This is a genomic window from Agrobacterium sp. LAD9 (genome assembly GCF_003031125.1).
In the GTDB taxonomy this organism is placed as follows: Bacteria; Pseudomonadota; Alphaproteobacteria; order Rhizobiales; family Rhizobiaceae; genus Agrobacterium; species Agrobacterium radiobacter.
In genome coordinates this window covers 409,927-429,311 of sequence record NZ_PHGS01000007.1, presented here as the reverse complement: position 1 = coordinate 429,311, position 19,385 = coordinate 409,927, and the positions used below count along the sequence as shown (strand labels likewise).

The 19,385-nt window shown below is 58.5% G+C and carries 18 protein-coding genes and 1 tRNA gene; 11 read left to right on the top strand and 8 right to left on the bottom strand.

Features of this window, described 5'->3' with window-relative positions:
- Window positions 1–155 precede the first annotated feature (155 nt).
- The 3 genes from gpt to DA915_RS08765 form a co-directional block, all read right to left on the bottom strand.
- Window positions 156–653, bottom strand: coding sequence for a xanthine phosphoribosyltransferase (gpt, locus tag DA915_RS08775; protein WP_003508098.1), 498 nt, complete (start codon window positions 651–653; stop codon window positions 156–158).
- A gap of 296 nt (window positions 654–949) precedes the next feature.
- Window positions 950–1,795, bottom strand: coding sequence for a universal stress protein (locus DA915_RS08770; RefSeq protein ID WP_003509757.1), 846 nt, complete (start codon window positions 1,793–1,795; stop codon window positions 950–952).
- Between the two features lie 104 nt (window positions 1,796–1,899).
- A complete protein-coding gene (locus DA915_RS08765; RefSeq protein ID WP_107675674.1) occupies window positions 1,900–2,691 on the bottom strand; it encodes a competence/damage-inducible protein A in 792 nt (263 codons plus the stop codon).
- A gap of 277 nt (window positions 2,692–2,968) precedes the next feature.
- Here DA915_RS08765 and wrbA point away from each other — a divergent pair, with 277 nt between their 5' ends.
- Complete coding sequence (wrbA, locus tag DA915_RS08760) at window positions 2,969–3,568, top strand: NAD(P)H:quinone oxidoreductase type IV (RefSeq protein ID WP_107675673.1); 600 nt, start codon at window positions 2,969–2,971, stop codon at window positions 3,566–3,568.
- A gap of 319 nt (window positions 3,569–3,887) precedes the next feature.
- Here wrbA and DA915_RS28855 read toward each other — a convergent pair whose 3' ends face one another.
- The 3 genes from DA915_RS28855 to DA915_RS08745 form a co-directional block, all read right to left on the bottom strand.
- Window positions 3,888–4,049 (bottom strand): hypothetical protein, encoded by a 162-nt coding sequence (locus DA915_RS28855; RefSeq protein WP_192886450.1) that lies wholly within the window; start codon window positions 4,047–4,049, stop codon window positions 3,888–3,890.
- 31 nt (window positions 4,050–4,080) lie between these two features.
- On the bottom strand, window positions 4,081–4,326 hold the full coding sequence (locus DA915_RS08750) for a DUF982 domain-containing protein (protein ID WP_003509748.1): 246 nt from the start codon (window positions 4,324–4,326) through the stop codon (window positions 4,081–4,083).
- 94 nt (window positions 4,327–4,420) lie between these two features.
- The gene (locus DA915_RS08745) at window positions 4,421–4,723 is read right to left on the bottom strand and encodes a hypothetical protein (RefSeq protein ID WP_107675619.1); all 303 of its coding nucleotides are present in this window, start codon (window positions 4,721–4,723) and stop codon (window positions 4,421–4,423) included.
- A gap of 704 nt (window positions 4,724–5,427) precedes the next feature.
- On the opposite strand from DA915_RS08745, the gene DA915_RS08735 reads away from it, so the two are divergent.
- The 8 genes from DA915_RS08735 (at window position 5,428) to exoR (ending at window position 14,578) form a co-directional block, all read left to right on the top strand.
- Window positions 5,428–5,580, top strand: coding sequence for a DUF3309 family protein (locus DA915_RS08735; RefSeq protein ID WP_003495626.1), 153 nt, complete (start codon window positions 5,428–5,430; stop codon window positions 5,578–5,580).
- Between the two features lie 240 nt (window positions 5,581–5,820).
- Window positions 5,821–5,894 (top strand) — tRNA-Cys (locus DA915_RS08730).
- Between the two features lie 43 nt (window positions 5,895–5,937).
- Window positions 5,938–6,183: a hypothetical protein gene (locus DA915_RS08725; RefSeq protein WP_192886444.1), complete on the top strand. Its 246-nt coding sequence runs from the start codon at window positions 5,938–5,940 to the stop codon at window positions 6,181–6,183.
- A 183-nt stretch (window positions 6,184–6,366) separates the two neighbouring features.
- Window positions 6,367–7,038, top strand: a complete 672-nt coding sequence (locus tag DA915_RS08720) for a protein-L-isoaspartate O-methyltransferase (protein ID WP_020810546.1) — start codon at window positions 6,367–6,369, stop codon at window positions 7,036–7,038.
- A 390-nt stretch (window positions 7,039–7,428) separates the two neighbouring features.
- Window positions 7,429–8,415: a cell division protein PopZ gene (gene popZ / locus DA915_RS08715; RefSeq protein WP_107675618.1), complete on the top strand. Its 987-nt coding sequence runs from the start codon at window positions 7,429–7,431 to the stop codon at window positions 8,413–8,415.
- A 219-nt stretch (window positions 8,416–8,634) separates the two neighbouring features.
- Window positions 8,635–11,478 carry a valine--tRNA ligase gene (locus tag DA915_RS08710; RefSeq protein ID WP_107675617.1) on the top strand — a complete coding sequence of 948 codons (2,844 nt, stop codon included), beginning with the start codon at window positions 8,635–8,637 and terminating at the stop codon, window positions 11,476–11,478.
- 459 nt (window positions 11,479–11,937) lie between these two features.
- Window positions 11,938–13,221, top strand: coding sequence for an outer membrane protein transport protein (locus tag DA915_RS08705; RefSeq protein WP_060724330.1), 1,284 nt, complete (start codon window positions 11,938–11,940; stop codon window positions 13,219–13,221).
- 562 nt (window positions 13,222–13,783) lie between these two features.
- On the top strand, window positions 13,784–14,578 hold the full coding sequence (gene exoR / locus DA915_RS08695) for an exopolysaccharide production regulator ExoR (RefSeq protein ID WP_003509731.1): 795 nt from the start codon (window positions 13,784–13,786) through the stop codon (window positions 14,576–14,578).
- 45 nt (window positions 14,579–14,623) lie between these two features.
- Here exoR and xth read toward each other — a convergent pair whose 3' ends face one another.
- Complete coding sequence (gene xth / locus DA915_RS08690) at window positions 14,624–15,421, bottom strand: exodeoxyribonuclease III (RefSeq protein ID WP_107675616.1); 798 nt, start codon at window positions 15,419–15,421, stop codon at window positions 14,624–14,626.
- A gap of 310 nt (window positions 15,422–15,731) precedes the next feature.
- Complete coding sequence (erpA, locus tag DA915_RS08685; protein ID WP_003509729.1) at window positions 15,732–16,064, bottom strand: iron-sulfur cluster insertion protein ErpA; 333 nt, start codon at window positions 16,062–16,064, stop codon at window positions 15,732–15,734.
- A 214-nt stretch (window positions 16,065–16,278) separates the two neighbouring features.
- Here erpA and DA915_RS08680 point away from each other — a divergent pair, with 214 nt between their 5' ends.
- The gene (locus DA915_RS08680) at window positions 16,279–17,496 is read left to right on the top strand and encodes a deoxyguanosinetriphosphate triphosphohydrolase (RefSeq protein ID WP_107675615.1); all 1,218 of its coding nucleotides are present in this window, start codon (window positions 16,279–16,281) and stop codon (window positions 17,494–17,496) included.
- 76 nt (window positions 17,497–17,572) lie between these two features.
- Window positions 17,573–19,330 (top strand): arginine--tRNA ligase, encoded by a 1,758-nt coding sequence (gene argS, locus DA915_RS08675; protein WP_080866592.1) that lies wholly within the window; start codon window positions 17,573–17,575, stop codon window positions 19,328–19,330.
- The last annotated feature ends 55 nt before the right edge of the window (window positions 19,331–19,385 follow it).

Here is a 19,385-nt window from a genome sequence, read left to right as displayed (position 1 = left end):
AAAGGCAAAACCCCGCATTTCCGGGGTGAGGCATAATGGCGACACTGCGGTTTTTCCGTGTTTTTCCGCTGTCGTCAAAGAAGGCTTTTCTCCAAAAAAAAACCGCCCTCGGCGGGGCGGTTTTTCATGTCCGATTTTCTAATGGCGGCCGGCAATCAGCCGCGTGATCCCTTGGCGATCGGCTCCTGATAGGTGAAGCCCATGTCCCAGGGAAAATAAATCCAGGTATCCTGGCTGACTTCGGTGACGAAGGTGTCGATGGTCGGCACGCCCTTCGGCTTGGCGTAAACACAGGCGAAATGCGCCTTCGGCAGCATTTCGCGCACTTCAAGCGCGGTCTTGCCGGTATCGGTCAGGTCGTCGACGACGAGCACGCCTTCGCCGCTGTCGGACATCAGCTCCGGGGCCACGCCCTTCAGCAGAACCGTGTCGCCCTGGTTGACGTAATCGTGGCGGGTGGCGATGCAGACCGTGTCGATCATGCGGATGTTGAGTTCACGCGAGATGATCGCCGCCGGAACGAGGCCGCCGCGGGTGATACAGACGATTGCCCGGAACTCTTTGTCGAGACCGGCAAGACGCCAGGCAAGCGCACGGGCGTCGCGGTGGAACTGGTCCCAGGAAACGGGAAAGGCTTTATCGGGAAGGGACATGTCGTCTACCATCTGGTCAAAATTGTCGATGGCTTTGGCTAATAGCCGCAAGACCGGCAAAAAGGCAAGCTTTCCGCATAACAGGCGTTGTTTTGATTGCGAGATCGCGCCTTGTTTCTTCTCCCCGCCGGGGAAAAGGTGGCCCGATGGGGGGACGTTGCCGAATATCTCTACCCTTACCACCTCATCCCGCTGCCCCGGACTTCTCCCCGGCGGGGAGAAGAAACAAGCGGTAGTCGCTCGCTCCATGCGGGACGCCGAGGGAGCTTGCGGCGCTGTTTGCGCCGCATCCATTTTTAACGCGACAGCAGCGTCATTGCGGTCATGGAATCGAGCAGGGTGCGCGTCACGCCGCCGAACAGCAGCTCCCACCAGCGGGAATGGCCATAAGCGCCCATGACCAGAAGGTCGATGCTGTTGTCCGACAGGCGGTTCTCGATGGCGGCCTGCGGCGAGATCCCTGCGATCTTTTCCTGCGAGGTGACGGTGACATTGACGCCGTGGCGGGCGAGGGTTGCGGCCAGTTCCGCGCCGGCAAGGCCGGAAGACTGGGTTTCGCTTTCGGCCTGATCGACGGAGAAAATCTCGACACTGTCTGCGGCCTTCAGGAAGGGCAGGGCGTCGAAGGTGGCGCGGGTTGCCTCGCGCGAGCCGTTCCATGCGATCAGGACGCGCTTGATGGGTTTCGCAACGGTCAGCACATGCGGCACGAGGAGAACGGGGCGGCCGCTTTCATAAAGGAAACCGTCAATATCTGAGCGGCTGTCTGAAAGTGCAGAGGAGTTGCTCTGGCGGGCGACGATGAGATCGGCGCAGCGCGCGCTGTCGATCGCCGATGCGGAGGCGTAACCCACCGAGGTGACGAAGCTGCGCCATTCATGCGAGATGCCATTGGCGGACAGGGTGTGCTCGAAGGCGGTTCCCACGTCGGTGGTTTCCTTGTGTGCCACATCCTGCAGCGCCTGCACGGTGGCGGGATCGGGAATTTCCATCGGCGCGACGAGCGGAACGGCGGCCAGCGTTTCCATGTGCAGGCCAATCACATGCGAGGAAAACTGGTCGGCAAGGCTCACCACGAATTCGCCGAGCTTTTGCGTGTTCGCAACATTGTCGACCACTGCCAATATCGTTTTGTAACCCATTTCTCTCTCCTCGGTGACATCTAGTTTCTAGGGGGAGAGTGGCCGTCTTCGCCGATGGCCACCTTGATTTTGGTCAAACCTTTTCGTCTCAGGCCTTTTCCGTTTCAGGCGGTTGCGTCGCCCTGGCTTGCCGCCAGTCTTTTTTCCTGGCTGATGGTTTCGATCATGGCCGCAACCGCTTCGGTTGCCGCCTTCAGCACGCCGGCGTCGCGGGCGCGCACGACGATCTCGGTCGAAAAACGCTGCCCGTCATATTTCGGATAGGAGCCGATGCTGGTTTCGGGGTGCTCCTTCTGGATGGCCGTCAGCGGCGTGCCGATATCACCTTCGCCATAGGGCGAACGCACCGCCTGCGACATGACTTTCGCGCCGGTGCGCAGCGTCGGCATGACATTGTCGAGCATGGCCTGGAACACCTGCGGCACGCCGGCCATGACGTAGACATTGCCGATGACGAAGCCGGGGGCGACGGAAACGGGGTTGGCGATATGGGTCGCACCTCTCGGCATGCGCGCCATGCGCTTGCGCGCCTCGGTGAATTCCATCTCGCGGACGCGATACATGTCACCGAGCAGGCGCAGCGCCTCGGCATCGTGTTCGCAGGGCAGGCCGAATGCCGCAGATACCGCATCCGCGGTGATGTCGTCATGGGTCGGACCGATGCCGCCTGATGTGAAGACATAATCAAAGCGGCTGCGCAGCGCGTTCAGCGCTTCCACGATCGCTTCCTCCTCGTCGGCGACGATGCGCACTTCCTTCAGGTCAATTCCGGACATGGTGAGCACATCCGCGAGGTGCCCGATATTCTTGTCCTTGGTGCGGCCCGAGAGCAGTTCGTCGCCGATGGCAAGCATGGCGGCGGTAACAACGGATTGGGCGGAGGAGGGATTGGACATGGTTGCACTCGTCATCTGTTTTGTCAGACGTTAGCCCCGCGACCAGGGAATGCAAAGTGCTTTTGAAGAAATGTCTTTTTGTAAATGGTTGACGTTCCGGTTTTCCGTTCACTCATCGTGAACAGTGCGTATGCCAATCCCCGGCTGGCGGGATAAGGGCCTGTCGGCTAGGTTTCCTTCACATACATTTGACGGGTCAACGCCGATGATCATTGAATTTTTGAAGAAGCTTATCGCCGGTACGCCGGAAACAGTTACAACAAAGGAAACGAAGAGAATGACGAAGGTTCTTGTACTCTATTATTCTTCTTACGGTCATATTGAAACGATGGCCTATGCTGTCGCCGAAGGCGCAAAATCGGCGGGCGCCGATGTCGTCGTGAAGCGCGTTCCGGAACTGGTGCCGGAAGAAGTCGCCAAGGCCTCGCATTTCAAGCTCGATCAGGCAGCGCCGATCGCAACGGTCGACGAGCTCGCCGAATACGACGCCATCATCGTCGGCGCCGGTACGCGTTTCGGCACGGTTGCCTCGCAGATGCGCAATTTCTGGGACCAGACGGGTAGCCTGTGGTTCAGTGGCAAGCTGGTAGGCAAGATCGGCTCGGCCTTCACGTCGTCCGCAACGCAGCATGGCGGCCAGGAATCCACCATTCTCGGCTTCATCCCGACCTTCCTGCACCACGGCATGGCCGTTGTCGGTCTGCCCTATGCTTTCCAGGGCCAGATGGGCGTTGATGAAATCAAGGGCGGTTCGCCCTATGGCGCCTCCACCATCACCGATGGCGATGGTTCGCGTCAGCCTTCCGAAATCGAGCTGGAAGCCGCTCGTTATCAGGGCGCCCATGTCGCCAAGCTGGCGGCCAAGCTTTCTGCCTGATGTGATGATTTGTTGAAACAGAAATGCGGCCGAAAAGGCCGCATTTTTTATGCCGGAACGTCAAGTTGCCGGTTCTGTCAGAGATAAATTTTTGAGGCGGGTCAAATCGGCAGGTTGACCATGAAAAGGCAGCTTGCGACCACGAAGCCGATCATCGAGATTTCGAGAAAACCGTTCAATCCGTCACGCATTCCAACCCTCCTCCTGTTGATTGAAAAGAGAACGGTCAAAGTTTATCGCGGTTCCATAACGAAAGAATGAAATTCAGGAAATTCTAAAATCCAGCCTCTCGCCTTCCGACGGAGGGCATTTTCGCGCTTCAGCCTGTGACGACAAAGGCGACCACGAGGTGACCAAGAAGGCCGATCGCCAGGCAGGAGAGGAGAAAAATGAACAGGGCTTTTTTCATGTTTCCGGAAGCTTCCATCTGTTGCGATCCATCGAACCTGTTTTGTTGAAAACGCAGCGTTGCAGGCGACATTTATAGTCTGCGGCCCCCAGGTATTCCGCCGTCAGGCCTTGATATCGAGACCCGCTTCGATTGCGGCTGCGATGAAGGCCTTGCGTGCGTCCTCGGGTTTTTTCCGCCCGGCATCGACGGCGGCGCAGATCAGCAGCGCCTTGTCCAGCGCATCGCCGTCTTCTATCGGCCAGTCCTCGATCAGCGCCCAGGAGGCAGCCTGCGTGGTTTCGATGCTCGTGTAATCGCCCGGCGTTTCGAACGCGATCAGGACGGGTTTTTGCCAGCGCGTATTCATCGCTTATCCATAGTGATTGTTGCGCCCGGCTCTAAACGAAGCGGTCAGGATGCGCAATCCCGTTGCGGGGGCGTTTCTGCCGGTTGCGGTGCGGTCAGTCGTCGCGCCCGAACAGCCAGTCGCGAATGATGCGCCGGTCGATGAGTTCCAGCGAGCGGTCGGGCGCAATGCGATAGGTTTCCACCGCCCTTGTGCTGCCGTCGATGCGGAATTCATGGCTGAAGGTACTGCCGATCGGCGATTTCGTCAGCTTGGTGCGCGGCTGGCCCCTGTAGATGATGCTGCCGGGGATGGGTTCGACATAGGGCGCGGGGCCTACATAAGCGGTCGGGCCGGCGGTGCATCCGGCAAGTGCCAGTGCAAGCGCGATAGTGGCCGATGATGCGAGCGTTTTCATCCTGTCCTCCGAAGTGCGTCTGTGAAAACGAGATGGAGGCGCGGCGGTTCCCGGCGGGCAAGGGGCCGGAGAGGATTTCCCCGACTATTTGCTTTTCGGATTCTGAATGTCGCGCGCGACCCAGCGAAAGAAAAAATAGACGAGCAGGCCAAAGATGAAAAGCGGGATGAGGTTCGCAAAACCGGACATATGATTCTCGTTTCTCCCTCCCGGCACGGGGTCTAGCCGGAGTGAAACCGGCAAGGCAAGGCAAAGGCGTGACACGGCCGGTAAAATATCCGTGTGCCTGCAAAGGAGAATTTGAGGGCCATGGGGAGGGGCGGAGAGATCTGGCGCACTGCCAGTGATGCCAGATCTCTCCGTCTCCCGCCAGTTTCAGGGTACGGGGGACTGGCGCTAATATGACGGACAACTGCCGATAGACATAGGCCGAGAAATTACCACGAATAAATCGCTGGTTTGGTCGATGCGCCTGAAGGCAGGCCTGTCATTCGCATCGGGAGCTTCCCGTCGCGATATAATTAGCCAGAGAATTACTTCAGGAGACGGGAGCAAGGGCCGCATTCTTGAACTGCCGGTGTAACCCGTTGAAACGGAACAGGATGCCTGCCTGCAATTATGCTGCCGGACCTGCAGGAAAGGGAACTTTTTGCGCGTTTCATCATTCAATCAGGCAGACACATGCCAACAGTGGAGGGTTACACATGCTCGGCACCATCCTCGTCATCCTGCTCATTCTTTTCCTGATCGGCGCGCTGCCCAGCTGGGGTTACCACAATTACGGCTACGGCCCTTCGGGTGGTCTCGGACTGGTTTTGGTCATCGTCTTGATCCTGGTCCTGCTTGGACGGATCTGACCGATCGGCATATAAGATGCAGCATTGCCCGCGACGGCGCAAACGCGCCGGATGCGGGCTTTGTTTTCTTCTGAGATATGAAGCAGATACAAAAAGCTTCGGAATCTTAAGCGCTTAGGTGACCCACCTTTGCTGCGTGCCGGTCCTATCCGAAAAAACACTACATTCGGAACGAACCCTCTTGCGCCCATAATGGATTCGTTCTAAATGCCCGCCATCGCTTGATTGATGAGCGTGTGAGGCCTCGTGGCGGAGTGGTGACGCAGAGGACTGCAAATCCTTGTACCCCGGTTCAATTCCGGGCGAGGCCTCCAAATTTCTCCACCATCGGCATTACATCAGATCTGCGACCCGTAGATGACGCGCATGCGCGCTGTTTTTTTGGCCAGAATGCAGGAGGAGAGCGTGGATCAGGATCGGCAGGACAAGGTGGGCAACGGCAGGAAGCGAAGGCTCTGGCCATGGCTGCTCCTCGGTGTCGTGACTGTCTTGGCGATCTATGCCTATGTGACGACAATCCAGATGATCGAGGACCTGACGCAGCTTTGGAGCGATCTCGTTCAGCTTTTCTGGTGGATTATGCCGGATATTCCTGCTTCCTGACGATGCGATTCACGCCAATCGCGGGAAATTTGCATCACCCTCCGGTGCTTTTTAGGACCCCAGCCAATGAGCGCGCTTGAAAGCGCAGCCTCTGGCAATTATGAGATTGTTTTAACGGTCGGCTGCATCTTCCGACTTGGGCTGGTTTTTGGCCCCTATCCGTGAAATTGAGGCGATAAGGACATGATGGATTTCGAAACCGCACGCGCCAATATGGTCGACAGCCAGTTGCGCACGACCGACGTGACGTCGCATTCCGTGCTGAAGGCGTTTTTGAGCGTGCCGCGCGAGGCTTTCGTGCCGGCGGGCGTGCGGCAGATTGCCTATGTGGACGAGGACCTGCAGATCTGTCCCGCCCGCGACGGCCGCCCGGCCCGTTATGTCATGAAGACTTCGCCGCTGGCGAAGCTGCTGCAGCTTTCGGCCGTATCGAAGGAAGACGTCGTCCTGGAAGTCGGCGGTGGTGCAGGTTATGCGGCTGCCATTCTTTCCCAGCTTGCCGGTTCGGTGGTTTCGCTCGAAAGCGATGAGGCGCTGGCCGCACAGGCGACCGAGACGCTGGCTTCGCTCGGATATGACAATGTTGCCGTCGTGACCGGCGATCTCGAAAAGGGCTATGCGGGCGAAGCGCCCTATGACCTCATTTTCATCAATGGCTCGGTGGAAGAAGTGCCGGCGGCGTTGATCGATCAGCTCCGCGACGGCGGACGTCTGGTTGTCGTTGTCGGATATGGCGGAGCCGCGAAGGCCACAGTCTATCGCCGCGACGGTAACGGCACATCGGCCGCTACCTTCTTCAATGCGTCGGTCAAGCCGGTGCCGGGTTTTGCCAAGGCGGCCGAATTCGTTTTCTGATCGGCAAACGATCATCGTCTTTTTGACGCCGGGGTGGACTTTCCGCCCCGGCGTTTTTGCGTTTGGTTTGCCGGAAGAGCGCTTCCTCCCGGCCGCTCTCACAAAGCTGTGCATCATCACGAAACTTGTCGAATCAGTGATTTAGTTCCTCGCTATGCTGACCTAAACTAAGGGTGATTCGGGGTGTGCGTATTTCTGCCCCGCATGATCCTGCGACAGGGACGGCAAAATTGCTCAAGCGCTTTGGCCGACCATGTTTCAGAGCATCGGTGTGACGATCGATTTTGGTTGTCGGAAACGCGATGTGCGAATTGAACAGGTCAAGGAGCCCTTCATCCGATGTCCGTGGGATGCGGTAAGGCGCTCGAAGAGTGGAAACCGGGGATTGATATGGCTCAGCCAAGCGTAGCGCGTGAACCGTCCATGGAAGAGATTCTGGCGTCTATCCGCCGGATCATCGAAAGCAACGAGACCGGACCCACCGGCGCGTTTTCCGGGCAGTTGCCGCCGGTCTATGACGATGAAGACGAGGCTGCAAGCGAAACAGCTTTCGTGGCGGAGCCCATCAGCCCGCCGGCACGCGTTCCCCCCGCTGCAAACCAGGCTTTTGGCGCACGGCCTGCGCAGGATTTTTCGCCGATTTCTGAAGGGCCCATGGCTGAACGGCAGGAAAGCTCTGCCGAGAAGACCATGTCGCTTGCCGATGTCGCCGCCCGTGTGCGTGCTGCCGCCGACCGTAACGCCGCCATGGGACCGCAGGCTTTCGCCGCGCAGGCGCAGCGTGGCGCGGCCGAGACCGGGTTGCCGGCCGCAGCCGCCCCGAATGTATCGCAGCCTTCGTCCGTATCGTCTTCCGACCGCGCCGCGCCGCAGCGTCCGACGGATGTTCGGCCGCTGATGGCAGCCGTGGCGGCCGCAGGTGTGAACGAGCAGCCGGCATCTTTTGCCGCTGAGGATCGCGCCGCCGCTGCCGCCGTCGAAAGCGCGCCTTCGGCCGAAAGCCGTTTCGATCAGCTTACCCTGCGCGGTGCTATTGAAACGCCGCTGACAGCGGAGCGTTTCGACATCACGGTGCTGAACCCTGTCGTTGAGACGCCGACATTCGATCTGGCCGAGGTGGAGGCAAAAGACGAGGCGGATGTTGAGGGCGGCCTGTCGCTCAATCTGCTTTCCGCCGCTGCCGGTGCGCAGATCGCCCGTTCCTTCAGCGAGCTGGCGGAGGTTTTCGACGGTGTCGAGCGGCGCTCGATCGAGGATATGGCCGCCGAGATGCTGCGCCCGATGCTGCAGGACTGGCTGGAAGACAATCTGCCGACGCTGGTGGAGCGTCTCGTGCGCGAGGAAATCGAGCGCGTGGCGCGCGGTTCGCGCCGCTAAGTCCCGCTCTTGTCGCATCTGCAATTGCTGATGATGCGATGAAACAACGGCCGCTCCGGCAACGGGGCGGCTTTTTTGTTGAAGATGAAGGTGTTATGGGGTCATAGTCACCCGTGGGTCCGCTCAATGGTTGGCTCGCGGGCGGGTTTCTGTTGACTCTCTCCCGTCCATCCTTATTTAAAAAAATCCACACAAGAACTCTAAAATTCAGGTCAGGAAATGCTCGAAAAGACCTACGATTCCGCATCCGTCGAACCGAAGATCGCCAAAGCCTGGGACGAGGCTAATGCTTTTCGTGCCGGCGCCAACGCCAAGCCGGGCGCGGAAACCTTCACCATCGTCATCCCGCCGCCGAATGTGACCGGCTCCCTGCATATGGGCCACGCGCTCAATAACACGCTGCAGGATATTCTGGTCCGCTTCGAGCGTATGCGCGGCAAGGACGTGCTGTGGCAGCCGGGCATGGACCATGCCGGCATCGCCACGCAGATGGTCGTCGAGCGCAAGCTGATGGAAAGCCAGCTTCCGGGCCGCCGCGAGATGGGCCGCGAGGCTTTCGTGGAGAAGGTCTGGGAATGGAAGGCCGAATCCGGCGGTCTGATCTTCAACCAGCTGAAACGCCTTGGCGCATCCTGCGACTGGTCGCGTGAGCGCTTCACCATGGATGAAGGTCTCTCCGAGGCTGTACTCGAAGTTTTCGTCACGCTCTACAAGCAGGGCCTGATCTATAAGGACAAGCGTCTGGTCAACTGGGACCCGAAGCTGCTGACCGCGATTTCCGACATGGAGGTCGAGCAGATCGAGGTCAAGGGCAATCTCTGGCACCTGCGCTACCCGCTCGAAAAGGGCGTTACCTATCAGTATCCGATCGCTTTCGATGAGGAGGGCAAGCCCACCGAGTTCGAGACCCGCGATTATATCGTCGTCGCCACGACGCGTCCGGAAACGATGCTTGGCGATACCGGTATTGCGGTGAACCCTGAGGATGAGCGTTACAAGGGCATTGTCGGCAAGCACGTCATCCTGCCGATCGTCGGCCGCAAGGTCCCGATCGTTGCCGATGACTATGCCGATCCGACCGCCGGCACGGGCGCCGTGAAGATTACGCCTGCGCATGACTTCAACGATTTCGAAGTCGGCAAGCGCTGCAGCCTGCGCGCCATCAATGTCATGAATATCGACGGCACGATCACCATCAAGGAGAACGAGGATTTCCTCGAAGGCCTCAGCCATCCCGCTGCGCTCCACGGCGCATGGGATCGTCTGGAAGGACAGGATCGCTTTACCGCGCGCAAGATCATCGTTGAAATCTTCGAAGAGGCCGGGCTGCTCGACAAGATCGAGCCGCACAAGCATGTGGTGCCGCATGGCGACCGCGGCGGCGTGCCGATCGAGCCGCGCCTGACCGACCAGTGGTGGGTGGACAACAAGACGCTGGCGCAGCCGGCGATTGCCTCGGTTCGCGAAGGCCGCACCAATTTTGTGCCGAAGAACTGGGAAAACACTTACTTCCAGTGGATGGAGAATATCCAGCCGTGGTGCATCTCGCGGCAATTGTGGTGGGGACACCAGATTCCCGCATGGTATGGCCCGGACGGGCAGGTCTTTGTTGAGAAGACCGAAGAAGAGGCCCTGCAGGCCGCCATCCAGCACTATATCGCCCATGAAGGTCCGTGGAAGGCCTGGGTCGAAGAGAAGCTCGAGAACTTCGCGCCGGGCGAAATCCTGACGCGCGACGAAGACGTGCTCGACACCTGGTTCTCGTCGGCGCTCTGGCCGTTCTCGACGCTCGGCTGGCCCGAACAGACGCCGGAACTGGCGCGTTATTACCCGACCAACGTGCTGGTCACGGGCTTCGACATCATCCCCTTCTGGGTGGTGCGAATGATGCAGATGGGCCTGCATTTCATGAAGGACGACGCCGGCAATCCGGTCGAGCCTTTCAGCACGGTCTATATTCACGCACTGGTTCGCGACAAGAACGGCCAGAAGATGTCGAAGTCCAAGGGCAACGTCATCGACCCGCTGGAACTGATCGACGAATACGGCGCGGATGCGCTGCGTTTCACGCTGGCCATCATGGCGGCGCAGGGTCGCGACGTGAAGCTCGATCCGGCACGTATCGCCGGTTACCGCAATTTCGGCACCAAGCTCTGGAACGCCACGCGCTTTGCCGAGATGAATGGCGTCAAGCGCGATTCGCACTTTTTGGCTGAAACCGCGTCGCTGACCATCAACCGCTGGATCCTGACCGAGCTTGCCAATACGGCGCGCGACGTGACGGCGGCGCTTGAGAATTTCCGCTTCAACGATGCGTCAGGCATTCTCTATCGCTTCGTCTGGAACCAGTTCTGCGACTGGTATCTGGAACTGCTGAAGCCTGTCTTCAGCGGCGAAGACGAAAAGGCGAAGCGGGAATCCCAGGCCTGTGCGGCCTATGTTCTGGAAGAAATCTACAAGCTCCTGCATCCCTTCATGCCCTTCATGACCGAAGAGCTGTGGGCGCACACGGCGGGCGAGGGCGAGGAGCGGGATGATCTGCTGTGCCTCACCGACTGGCCGACGCCGGAGTTTCGCGATGATGCCGCAGCTGCGGAAATCAACTGGCTGATCGATCTCGTTTCCGGCATCCGCTCCGCGCGCGCCGAAATGAACGTGCCGCCGGGCGCCACCGCGTCGCTTGTGGTCGTCGGCGCCAATACCTCCACCGAAGCACGGCTCGACCGCCACGCCGCCGCCATCCGGCGTCTGGCGCGGGCGGATGAAATCCGTGCCGCCGAGGTTGCGCCGAAGGGTTCCGCGCAGATCATCGTCGGCGAGGCGACGGTATGCCTGCCGCTCGGCAACCTCGTTGATCTCGCGGCTGAGCAGACCCGTCTCGAAAAGGCGATCGGCAAGGTGGATGCGGAAATGGAACGCATCGACAAAAAGCTGTCGAACGAAAAATTCGTGGCCAATGCCGATCCGGAAGTGGTTGCCGCCGAGCGCGAGCGCAAGGCCGAGCTGGAAGTGCAGCTTGCAAGCCTGAGAACGGCGCTCACACGGGTCAGCGAAGCGGGGTAATACCGCTTACGGCTTTGGAGAAACAAAAACGCCCCGTTTGAAACGGGGCGTTTTTTTGCTTTGGTATAACAAGTCGTCTCGATTGATTGCTGCACTGCAATGGCGAATCATGCGCGCTCGAAAGCGCGATTATTTCACGCCATTTTCAGCCAGAAATTGTCCGAACAGTTAAAAAAGCCAACAAAAACGGCCTGATAAGCGCGTTTCCTCGGGAAACCCGTGAGTGTGGTTATTTGGAGACAATTCCCATCTCAAGTGGGAATTTGTTTCATTTTATGTCGGATTGCTTCAATTGGATTAGAAAAATAACCTAAAATGACTATGCAAGGGGATCGACATCAAATTCTTACGTAAAAAATGGAGAAGTGTCGCAGAACTGTGCCAGTGTGCGGCAGATTGTCATTTGCTGCGAAGCGCTTCACTCTTTTGATGATCACATTGCCTTGATTGGGGAGAGAGATGGCAAAAACTGCAATTTTTCGCGGCGCGGTATGTTTCGCAGTCAGCATCGCGGCGGTAACGCCCTCACTGGCAGGTGGCCTTGAGCGCGGTGGTTACAATATCGACCTGCTGTTCGATCCGTCCGATTACGTTCTCGACAGTTCCGCGACCTTTGTCGCGCCGCAGCGCAAGGTGGAGAATGCGCGGGACAATCCGCTGAAGAGCGGTGGTCCGCTGCCTGGCTCTTGGTCCACCACGGCCGACGATTCTGAAAACTACTGGTCGACGCGCGTTGGCGCCAAGGCGGCAATCGGCGATTTCGGCGACTGCATGTTCGATTATTCGCAGCCCTGGGGCGCGGATCTGAACCCCGGCATTTGGCAGGGATCGAGCTACAATATCGAAACCAAGGTCAAGTCGCACAATTACGCCACCACCTGCCGGGTGAAGTTCGATCTTGGCAAGGGTGACTTCTCGATCATCGGCGGCGGCTTCTATCAGGAGATCAGCGGTTACAAATACCGTCAGGTCGTATCCCCGACGGCGCTTGGCCCGGCTTATCCTTCCCTGTTTTCCGGTGTCGGAAAGCTTGATATGGAAGGCGACGGCTGGGGATGGCGCGCAGGTATCGCCTATGAGATTCCGGAAATCGCTTTCCGCACGAGCCTCGTTTATAACAGTGCCGTCGATCACGATCTGAACGGTACGGTCGACCTCAGAAGCCTTCCGGCTGCTGGCAGTCCGGCCCTAATCGCTTACGGCGGCAAGGTCACTCCCGTCTATGGCTCGGTTTCCATGCCTGATAGCCTGGAACTGAAGGTGCAATCCGGTATCGCGCCGAACTGGCTTGCCTTCGGCTCGGTAAAGTGGACGGACTGGAGCCAAATTCAGGTCGTGCCTTTCTGCCAGGTTGGCGTGCCGACCTGTATTGCGGGTGTCACCTCGCTCACGACGCTTGACCTTTATTATCGCGACGGCTGGACGGTTACCGGTGGTATTGGCCACAAGTTCAACGACCAGTGGAGCGGCGCTGTCAGCCTGACCTGGGATCGCGGCACATCGACGGTTATCGGTACGCAGACCGATACCTGGATGGTTGGCACCCAGCTCGTTTATTCGCCCACTCCGAACGTCGAGTTCAAGATTGCCGGCGCTCTCGGCCTGCTGACATCGGGTGAATCCTCGATCCGCGGCGGCCGCTGCAGCAACATCGGCACGGCGACCTGCGGCGACGAGGCTGGTTACAGCTTCGGCAGCGACCTCGTCGCAGCAATCTCGACCGGCGTGAAGGTCAAGTTCTGACACCATCCTTCCGCAGATGCTAAAATAAAGGTCCGGTTTACCAACCGGGCCTTTTTTCATGCGCGACTATGATTCCTGCTCGATAAAATTTTCTAGCCCGAAAGTTTTGTGACGATTTGGCAACACTTTTCTGCAAGCGTGTGGTCGCGTTGGAATGTGAGCATATCTGTCCATTTCCCGCCACAAACAGGGTGCTTGGCTTATGTTTAGGGACGCGGGAATGAAAGAACATGCAGGCGTTTGATGTGGTGGTGCGCAAGGCCGGAAAGTGAAAACGGGTTTGGATTCAGGGTTTAAGCAAGTAATACGGGAATTTGGTCCGGCTTTCTTGTTTGGCGCTGACCGGTGGACGGTGAAATGCCGTTATATTGCCGGAAATTATGCCTATATCTGTCTCACTGGAAAATGAGGGCAATTGCCGCAGATGACCACCGGTGGTGCGCTGGAAAGTGCTGCCGGAAAGACGCAGTGTGTTCGAAAAATCGCGACCCGGCGGGTTCGGCTTTGCAGTATTCCGCAAGTATTGGCTATATGCCGGGAAGAGTGAGAGAAGTTCGCTGAAATGCTGAAATGTGAAGCCAACGTTTTAAAGCCGCTCCTCATGGGCATGTTGCTTGCGTCGCTCGCAATGCCTGCTGCGGCTTTTGACATCAATGCGGGCGTGACCAAGGAATCCGGCCCCTTCGACCTGTTCAAGTTCGGCTTCAAAGCCTACAAGAACGGTAACAAGGGTGAAGCCGTCGAGGCCTATCGCTACGCGGCTGAAAAGGGTCATACCGGATCGCGCTGGGCGCTGGCCAATATGTACGCCTATGGCGACGGCGTCGCCAAGAACGACTTCGAGGCTTTCAAGATTTACAGCGAAATCGCCAATCAGGGCGTCGAGCCGGGTTCGGAAGATACCGGCTTCTTCGTTAATGCGCTGCTTTCTCTCGCCGATTATTACCGTCACGGCATTCCCGGCAGCCCTGTCAAAATGGACCTTTCGCAGGCCCGCCAGCTTTATTTCCAGGTGGCCTCCACCTTTGGTGTTGCTGAAGCGCAGTTCCGTCTGGCGGAGATGATTCTCGCCGGCGAGGGCGGCCGCGCTGATGTGCAGCAGGCCAAGAAGTGGCTCAACCAGGCCCGCAAGCACGGCCATGCCGGCGCCATGTCGATCTTCGGCAACCTGATCTTCCAGGAAGGCCAGACGACGCAGGGGCTGGCCTTCATGACGGCCGCGCTCGACAAATGCACGGCGGCGGACTGCACCTGGATACAGAACCTGCAGGAGCAGGCTTTTTCGCTCGCCGGCGAGAATGATCGCCGCGCGGCAATCGCCATGGCGCAGAACATGCAGTTCAACGATCCGGATTGAGAATCGCGATCAGGGCGGCTTTTTCCGCCTGAAGAGGGCCGGTCGTCAGCCGGCAGGACTGAACGCGAAATAACCGCAGACCGGCACATGGTCGGACGGTTTTTCCCAGGCCCGCACATGTTTTTCGATGCTGACGGATTGCAGCCTGTCGGCAGCTTCCGCCGATAACATCAGATGATCGATGCGGATGCCGTTGTTTTTCGGCCATGCGCCGGCCTGATAATCCCAGAAGGAATAAAGTCCTGCTTCATCCGTCGTCGCCCGCGCGGCATCGGTGAAGCCCAGATTCTCCAGCTTGCGGAAGGCTGCGCGGGTCTTTGGCAGGAACAATGCGTCGCCTTCCCACACGCATGGGTCGTGGCAATCGAAGGGCTCGGGAATGACGTTGTAGTCGCCCGCCAGAATGAGCGGTTCCTCGAGCGCGAGGCGATCTTCGGCAAAACGCCGCAGCCGCTCCATCCAGGCAAGCTTGTAGGGATATTTGACCGGATCGTCAGGCGGATTGCCGTTCGGCAGATAGAGCGAGCAGACGCGGATCGCGCCGCCTTCCACGGAAAACACGCCTTCGATGAAACGCGCCTGTTCGTCGGCGTCGTCGCCCGGCAGGCCGCGATTGACTTCGTCGGGCTTTACCTTCGAGAGCAGCGCCACACCATTGAAGCCCTTCTGGCCGTGAGTCTCGACGTGATAACCGAGGGCTTCCAGCTCAAGCCGGGGAAAACCCTCATCGACCGATTTGATTTCCTGAAGGCAGACGATATCAGGCGATGAATCCTTCAGCCACTGGCAGAGGTTTTCGATACGCGCCTTGACGCCATTGATGTTCCAGGTGGCAATCTTCATCGGAGTTTCCCTTTTGTGAGGGTACTTTTACCCGATGCAAAATCGATTGCCACCGTTTTTGGAAAATGGCCGTGCGGATGTGGTGGAAAGACGCCGGGCGGGCGGGATCACTGCCTTTTCTCCTCCCTCATTCCTGTGCTTGGCACATGAATCCAGCCAGCCAAGTCCTTGGGCTGAAAGGAGTCCTTCCCGCCGCGCAGACGCGCGTCGATCGGCCTCCTGTGACAGGCACAGGAATGAGGGGAGGAGAGAGGCGAGTTACTTCAAAGCTTGGTGGCTGGAATGCGGATTGCGCGCCGGTATTTCCAACTCAAATCGAGAAGCTCGTGCCACAGCCGCAGCTTGCCACCGCGTTGGGGTTCTTGATCTGGAAGGATTGCCCGAGCAGATTGTCGACGAAGTCGATTTCGGAGCCGGCCATATAGACAACCGACAGGCTGTCGATCAGCACCTTGGCGTCGCCGCGGGCGATCACGATGTCGTCATCGGCTTTGTCTTCGGCCAGATCGAACTTGTAGGAGAAGCCCGAGCAGCCGCCGCCTTCCACCGAGACGCGCAGCGCCTGTTTGCCGGCGTCGGCCGCGACGATCTGGGCGATTCGCTTCGCCGCTGCTTCCGAAAGGGTAATGTCGCTGTTTTCCATGTCGTTTCTCCTGCCGGGGTCAAGAACCGGAGAGCAATAATCTCGTTGTCACCATTATAAACCGGTCAAATTACCGGTCTATAGCCTGTGTGAAGGCGGTCAGCGCGGCGATGATGCTTTGCGCTGACCTCTGCGATAGGTATGAAGGGTGAATGAAAAGGTCAATGGCCGAGACCAAAGGAAGTGCCGGCCAGAGAAGACAACAGGTGGATGCATGATCATAGACCAGCGCGCATTGGGTTTCGGAAGCGGCGAGAGGGCGGTTTTCGCCTCTGATCCATGGACCACGCGCGGACGTCTTTTTCCGGAAGAGGGAAGCCTGACGCGTTCCGAATTCCAGCGCGACCGTGACCGCATCGTCCACACGACAGCTTTTCGCCGCCTGAAGCACAAGACGCAGGTCTTCATCAGCCCTGACGGCGACCATTATCGCACGCGTCTCACCCACACCATCGAAGTCGCGCAGATTGCGCGAGCGCTTGCCCGCGCGCTGAAGCTGGACGAGGATCTGGCTGAGGGCGTGGCGCTGGTGCATGATTTCGGCCACACGCCTTTCGGTCATACCGGCGAAGACGCGCTGGATGCCGTGCTGTTGCCCTATGGCGGTTTCGACCACAATGCGCAATCGCTGCGCATCGTCACCAAGCTGGAGCGCCGCTACGCCGAATATAACGGTATCAACCTCACATGGGAAACGCTCGAGGGTCTCGTCAAGCACAACGGCCCGCTGGTCAATGCCAAGGGCGAGGGGATCAAGGGACCGGTTCCGCTGCCCATCCTCGAATATTGCGAGCTGCAGGATCTGGAAATCGGCAGCTATGCGAGCCTCGAGGCGCAGGTGGCGGCGATTGCCGATGACATCGCCTATAATACCCACGACATCGATGACGGCCTGCGCGCCGGTTATCTCACCTTCGAGATGCTGGAGGAGGTGCCTTTCCTCAGTGGACTGATGGCGCAGGTGCGGGCGAAATATCCCGTGCTCGACAAGGAGCGTTTCGCCAATGAGATCATGCGCCGGCAGATCACCCACATGGTCGAGGATGTGATCGGTGTGGCGCAGCAGAATCTTGCCCGCCTGAAACCGCGAAGCGCCGCCGATATCCGCGCCGCCGATTTCACCGTTGCGACCTTTTCGCCTGAGATGGCCGAGACCGACCGGCAGATCAAGAAGCTGCTGTTTGGCCATATCTACCGGCATCCGGAAATCATGCGCATCCGCGCCGGCGCGACACAGATCGTTACCGATCTTTTCCACCGTTATATGGAAACGCCGGCGGAAATGCAGAGCCACTACTGGGTGGACAGCATTTCCGGCATGAGCGTGGCCGCAAAAGCCCGGCATGTGGGCGACTATCTGGCCGGCATGACCGACAGTTATGCACTGCGCGCCCACCAGCGTCTGTTTGACCACACCCCCGATTTGAGATAGGGCAGCGGGCAATCGCGGAGCCGACCCGGTTATGATGGCCGGACATAAACAGAAGCCCTTCGCGCAGGTTGGAACGATGAACATTTTTGCTGATTTCGATACCAGGATCAAAAACGCGCTCGAGACCCTCGATCTCGTGAAAGAGAACCGCGAAAAGGTCGATTTCAGTCGAGTTACGGTCGAATCCCCGCGTGATCTGAGCCACGGCGATGTAGCAACCAATGCCGCCATGGTGCTGGCGAAGCCGCTCGGCACCAATCCGCGCGCGCTTGCCGAACTCATCGTGCCCGCACTTCAGGCGGATGGCGATGTCGACAGCGTCAATGTCGCCGGTCCGGGCTTCATCAATCTCAAGGTTTCGGTCGGTTACTGGCAGCGTCTTCTGGCCGATATGATCAGTCAGGGCATCGATTTCGGCCGCTCCACCGTCGGTGCTGGCCAGAAGATCAACGTCGAATATGTCTCCGCCAACCCGACCGGCCCGATGCATGTCGGCCATTGCCGTGGCGCCGTTGTCGGCGACACGCTGGCGAACCTGCTCGCTTTTGCGGGTTACGGCGTTACCAAGGAATATTACATCAACGATGCCGGCTCGCAGATCGATGTGCTGGCCCGTTCGGTGTTCCTGCGTTACCGCGAGGCGCTTGGTGAAGATATCGGCACCATTCCGTCCGGTCTCTACCCCGGTGACTATCTCGTTCCCGTTGGCCAGGCGCTGGCGGATGAATATGGCATCAAGCTGCGCGCCATGCCCGAGGAAAAATGGCTGCCGATCGTAAAGGACAAGGCGATCGACGCGATGATGGTGATGATCCGTGAGGATCTTGCGCTGCTCAACGTCAGGCACGACGTGTTCTTCTCGGAGCGCACGCTGCATGAGGGCAATGGCGGTCCGATCCTCTCGGCCATCAACGACCTCACCTTCAAGGGCCATGTCTACAAGGGCACGCTGCCGCCGCCGAAGGGAGAATTGCCTGAGGACTGGGAAGACCGCGAACAGACGCTGTTCCGCTCCACGGAAGTGGGCGACGATATGGACCGCGCGCTGATGAAGTCGGACGGCTCCTACACCTATTTTGCCGCCGACGTTGCCTATTTTAAGAACAAGTTCGATCGCGGTTTCTCCGAGATGATCTATGTGCTCGGTGCTGACCATGGCGGTTACGTCAAGCGTCTGGAGGCTGTCGCGCGCGCCGTCTCCGAGGGCAAGTCGAAGCTGACGGTTCTTCTGTGCCAGCTCGTCAAGCTGTTCCGTGACGGCGAGCCGGTGAAGATGTCGAAACGCTCCGGCGACTTCGTCACGCTGCGCGATGTTGTCGATGAAGTGGGTCGCGATCCCGTGCGATTCATGATGCTTTATCGGAAGAATTCCGAGCCGCTGGACTTCGATTTCGCGAAAGTGACCGAACAATCGAAGGATAATCCGGTTTTTTACGTGCAATATGCGCACGCCCGCTCAATGTCGATCTTCCGGCAGGCGCAGGAAGCGTTTCCGGGGCTTGCTCCCTCTGCGGAAGAGATGGCGGCATCTGTCGCTTTGATCAGTGATATCAATGAGTTGCAGCTGGTTGCAAAGCTCGCCGAATACCCGCGCCTGATCGAATCCGCAGCCCTTTCGCATGAGCCGCACCGGCTTGCTTTTTACCTCTATGATCTCGCCAGTTCCTTCCATGGACACTGGAACAAGGGTAAAGACCAGCCGGAATTACGTTTTATTAACGATAAAAACCGAGAATTGAGCATTGCCAGACTTGGGCTGGTGAATGCTGTCGCAAATGTTTTGAGGTCCGGCCTTACGCTTTTAGGAGCGGACGCACCTGCTGAAATGCGATAACATATCACCATTATTTGCTCACAATACGCTGGCAAGAGCTGCAATGCGTAGATGG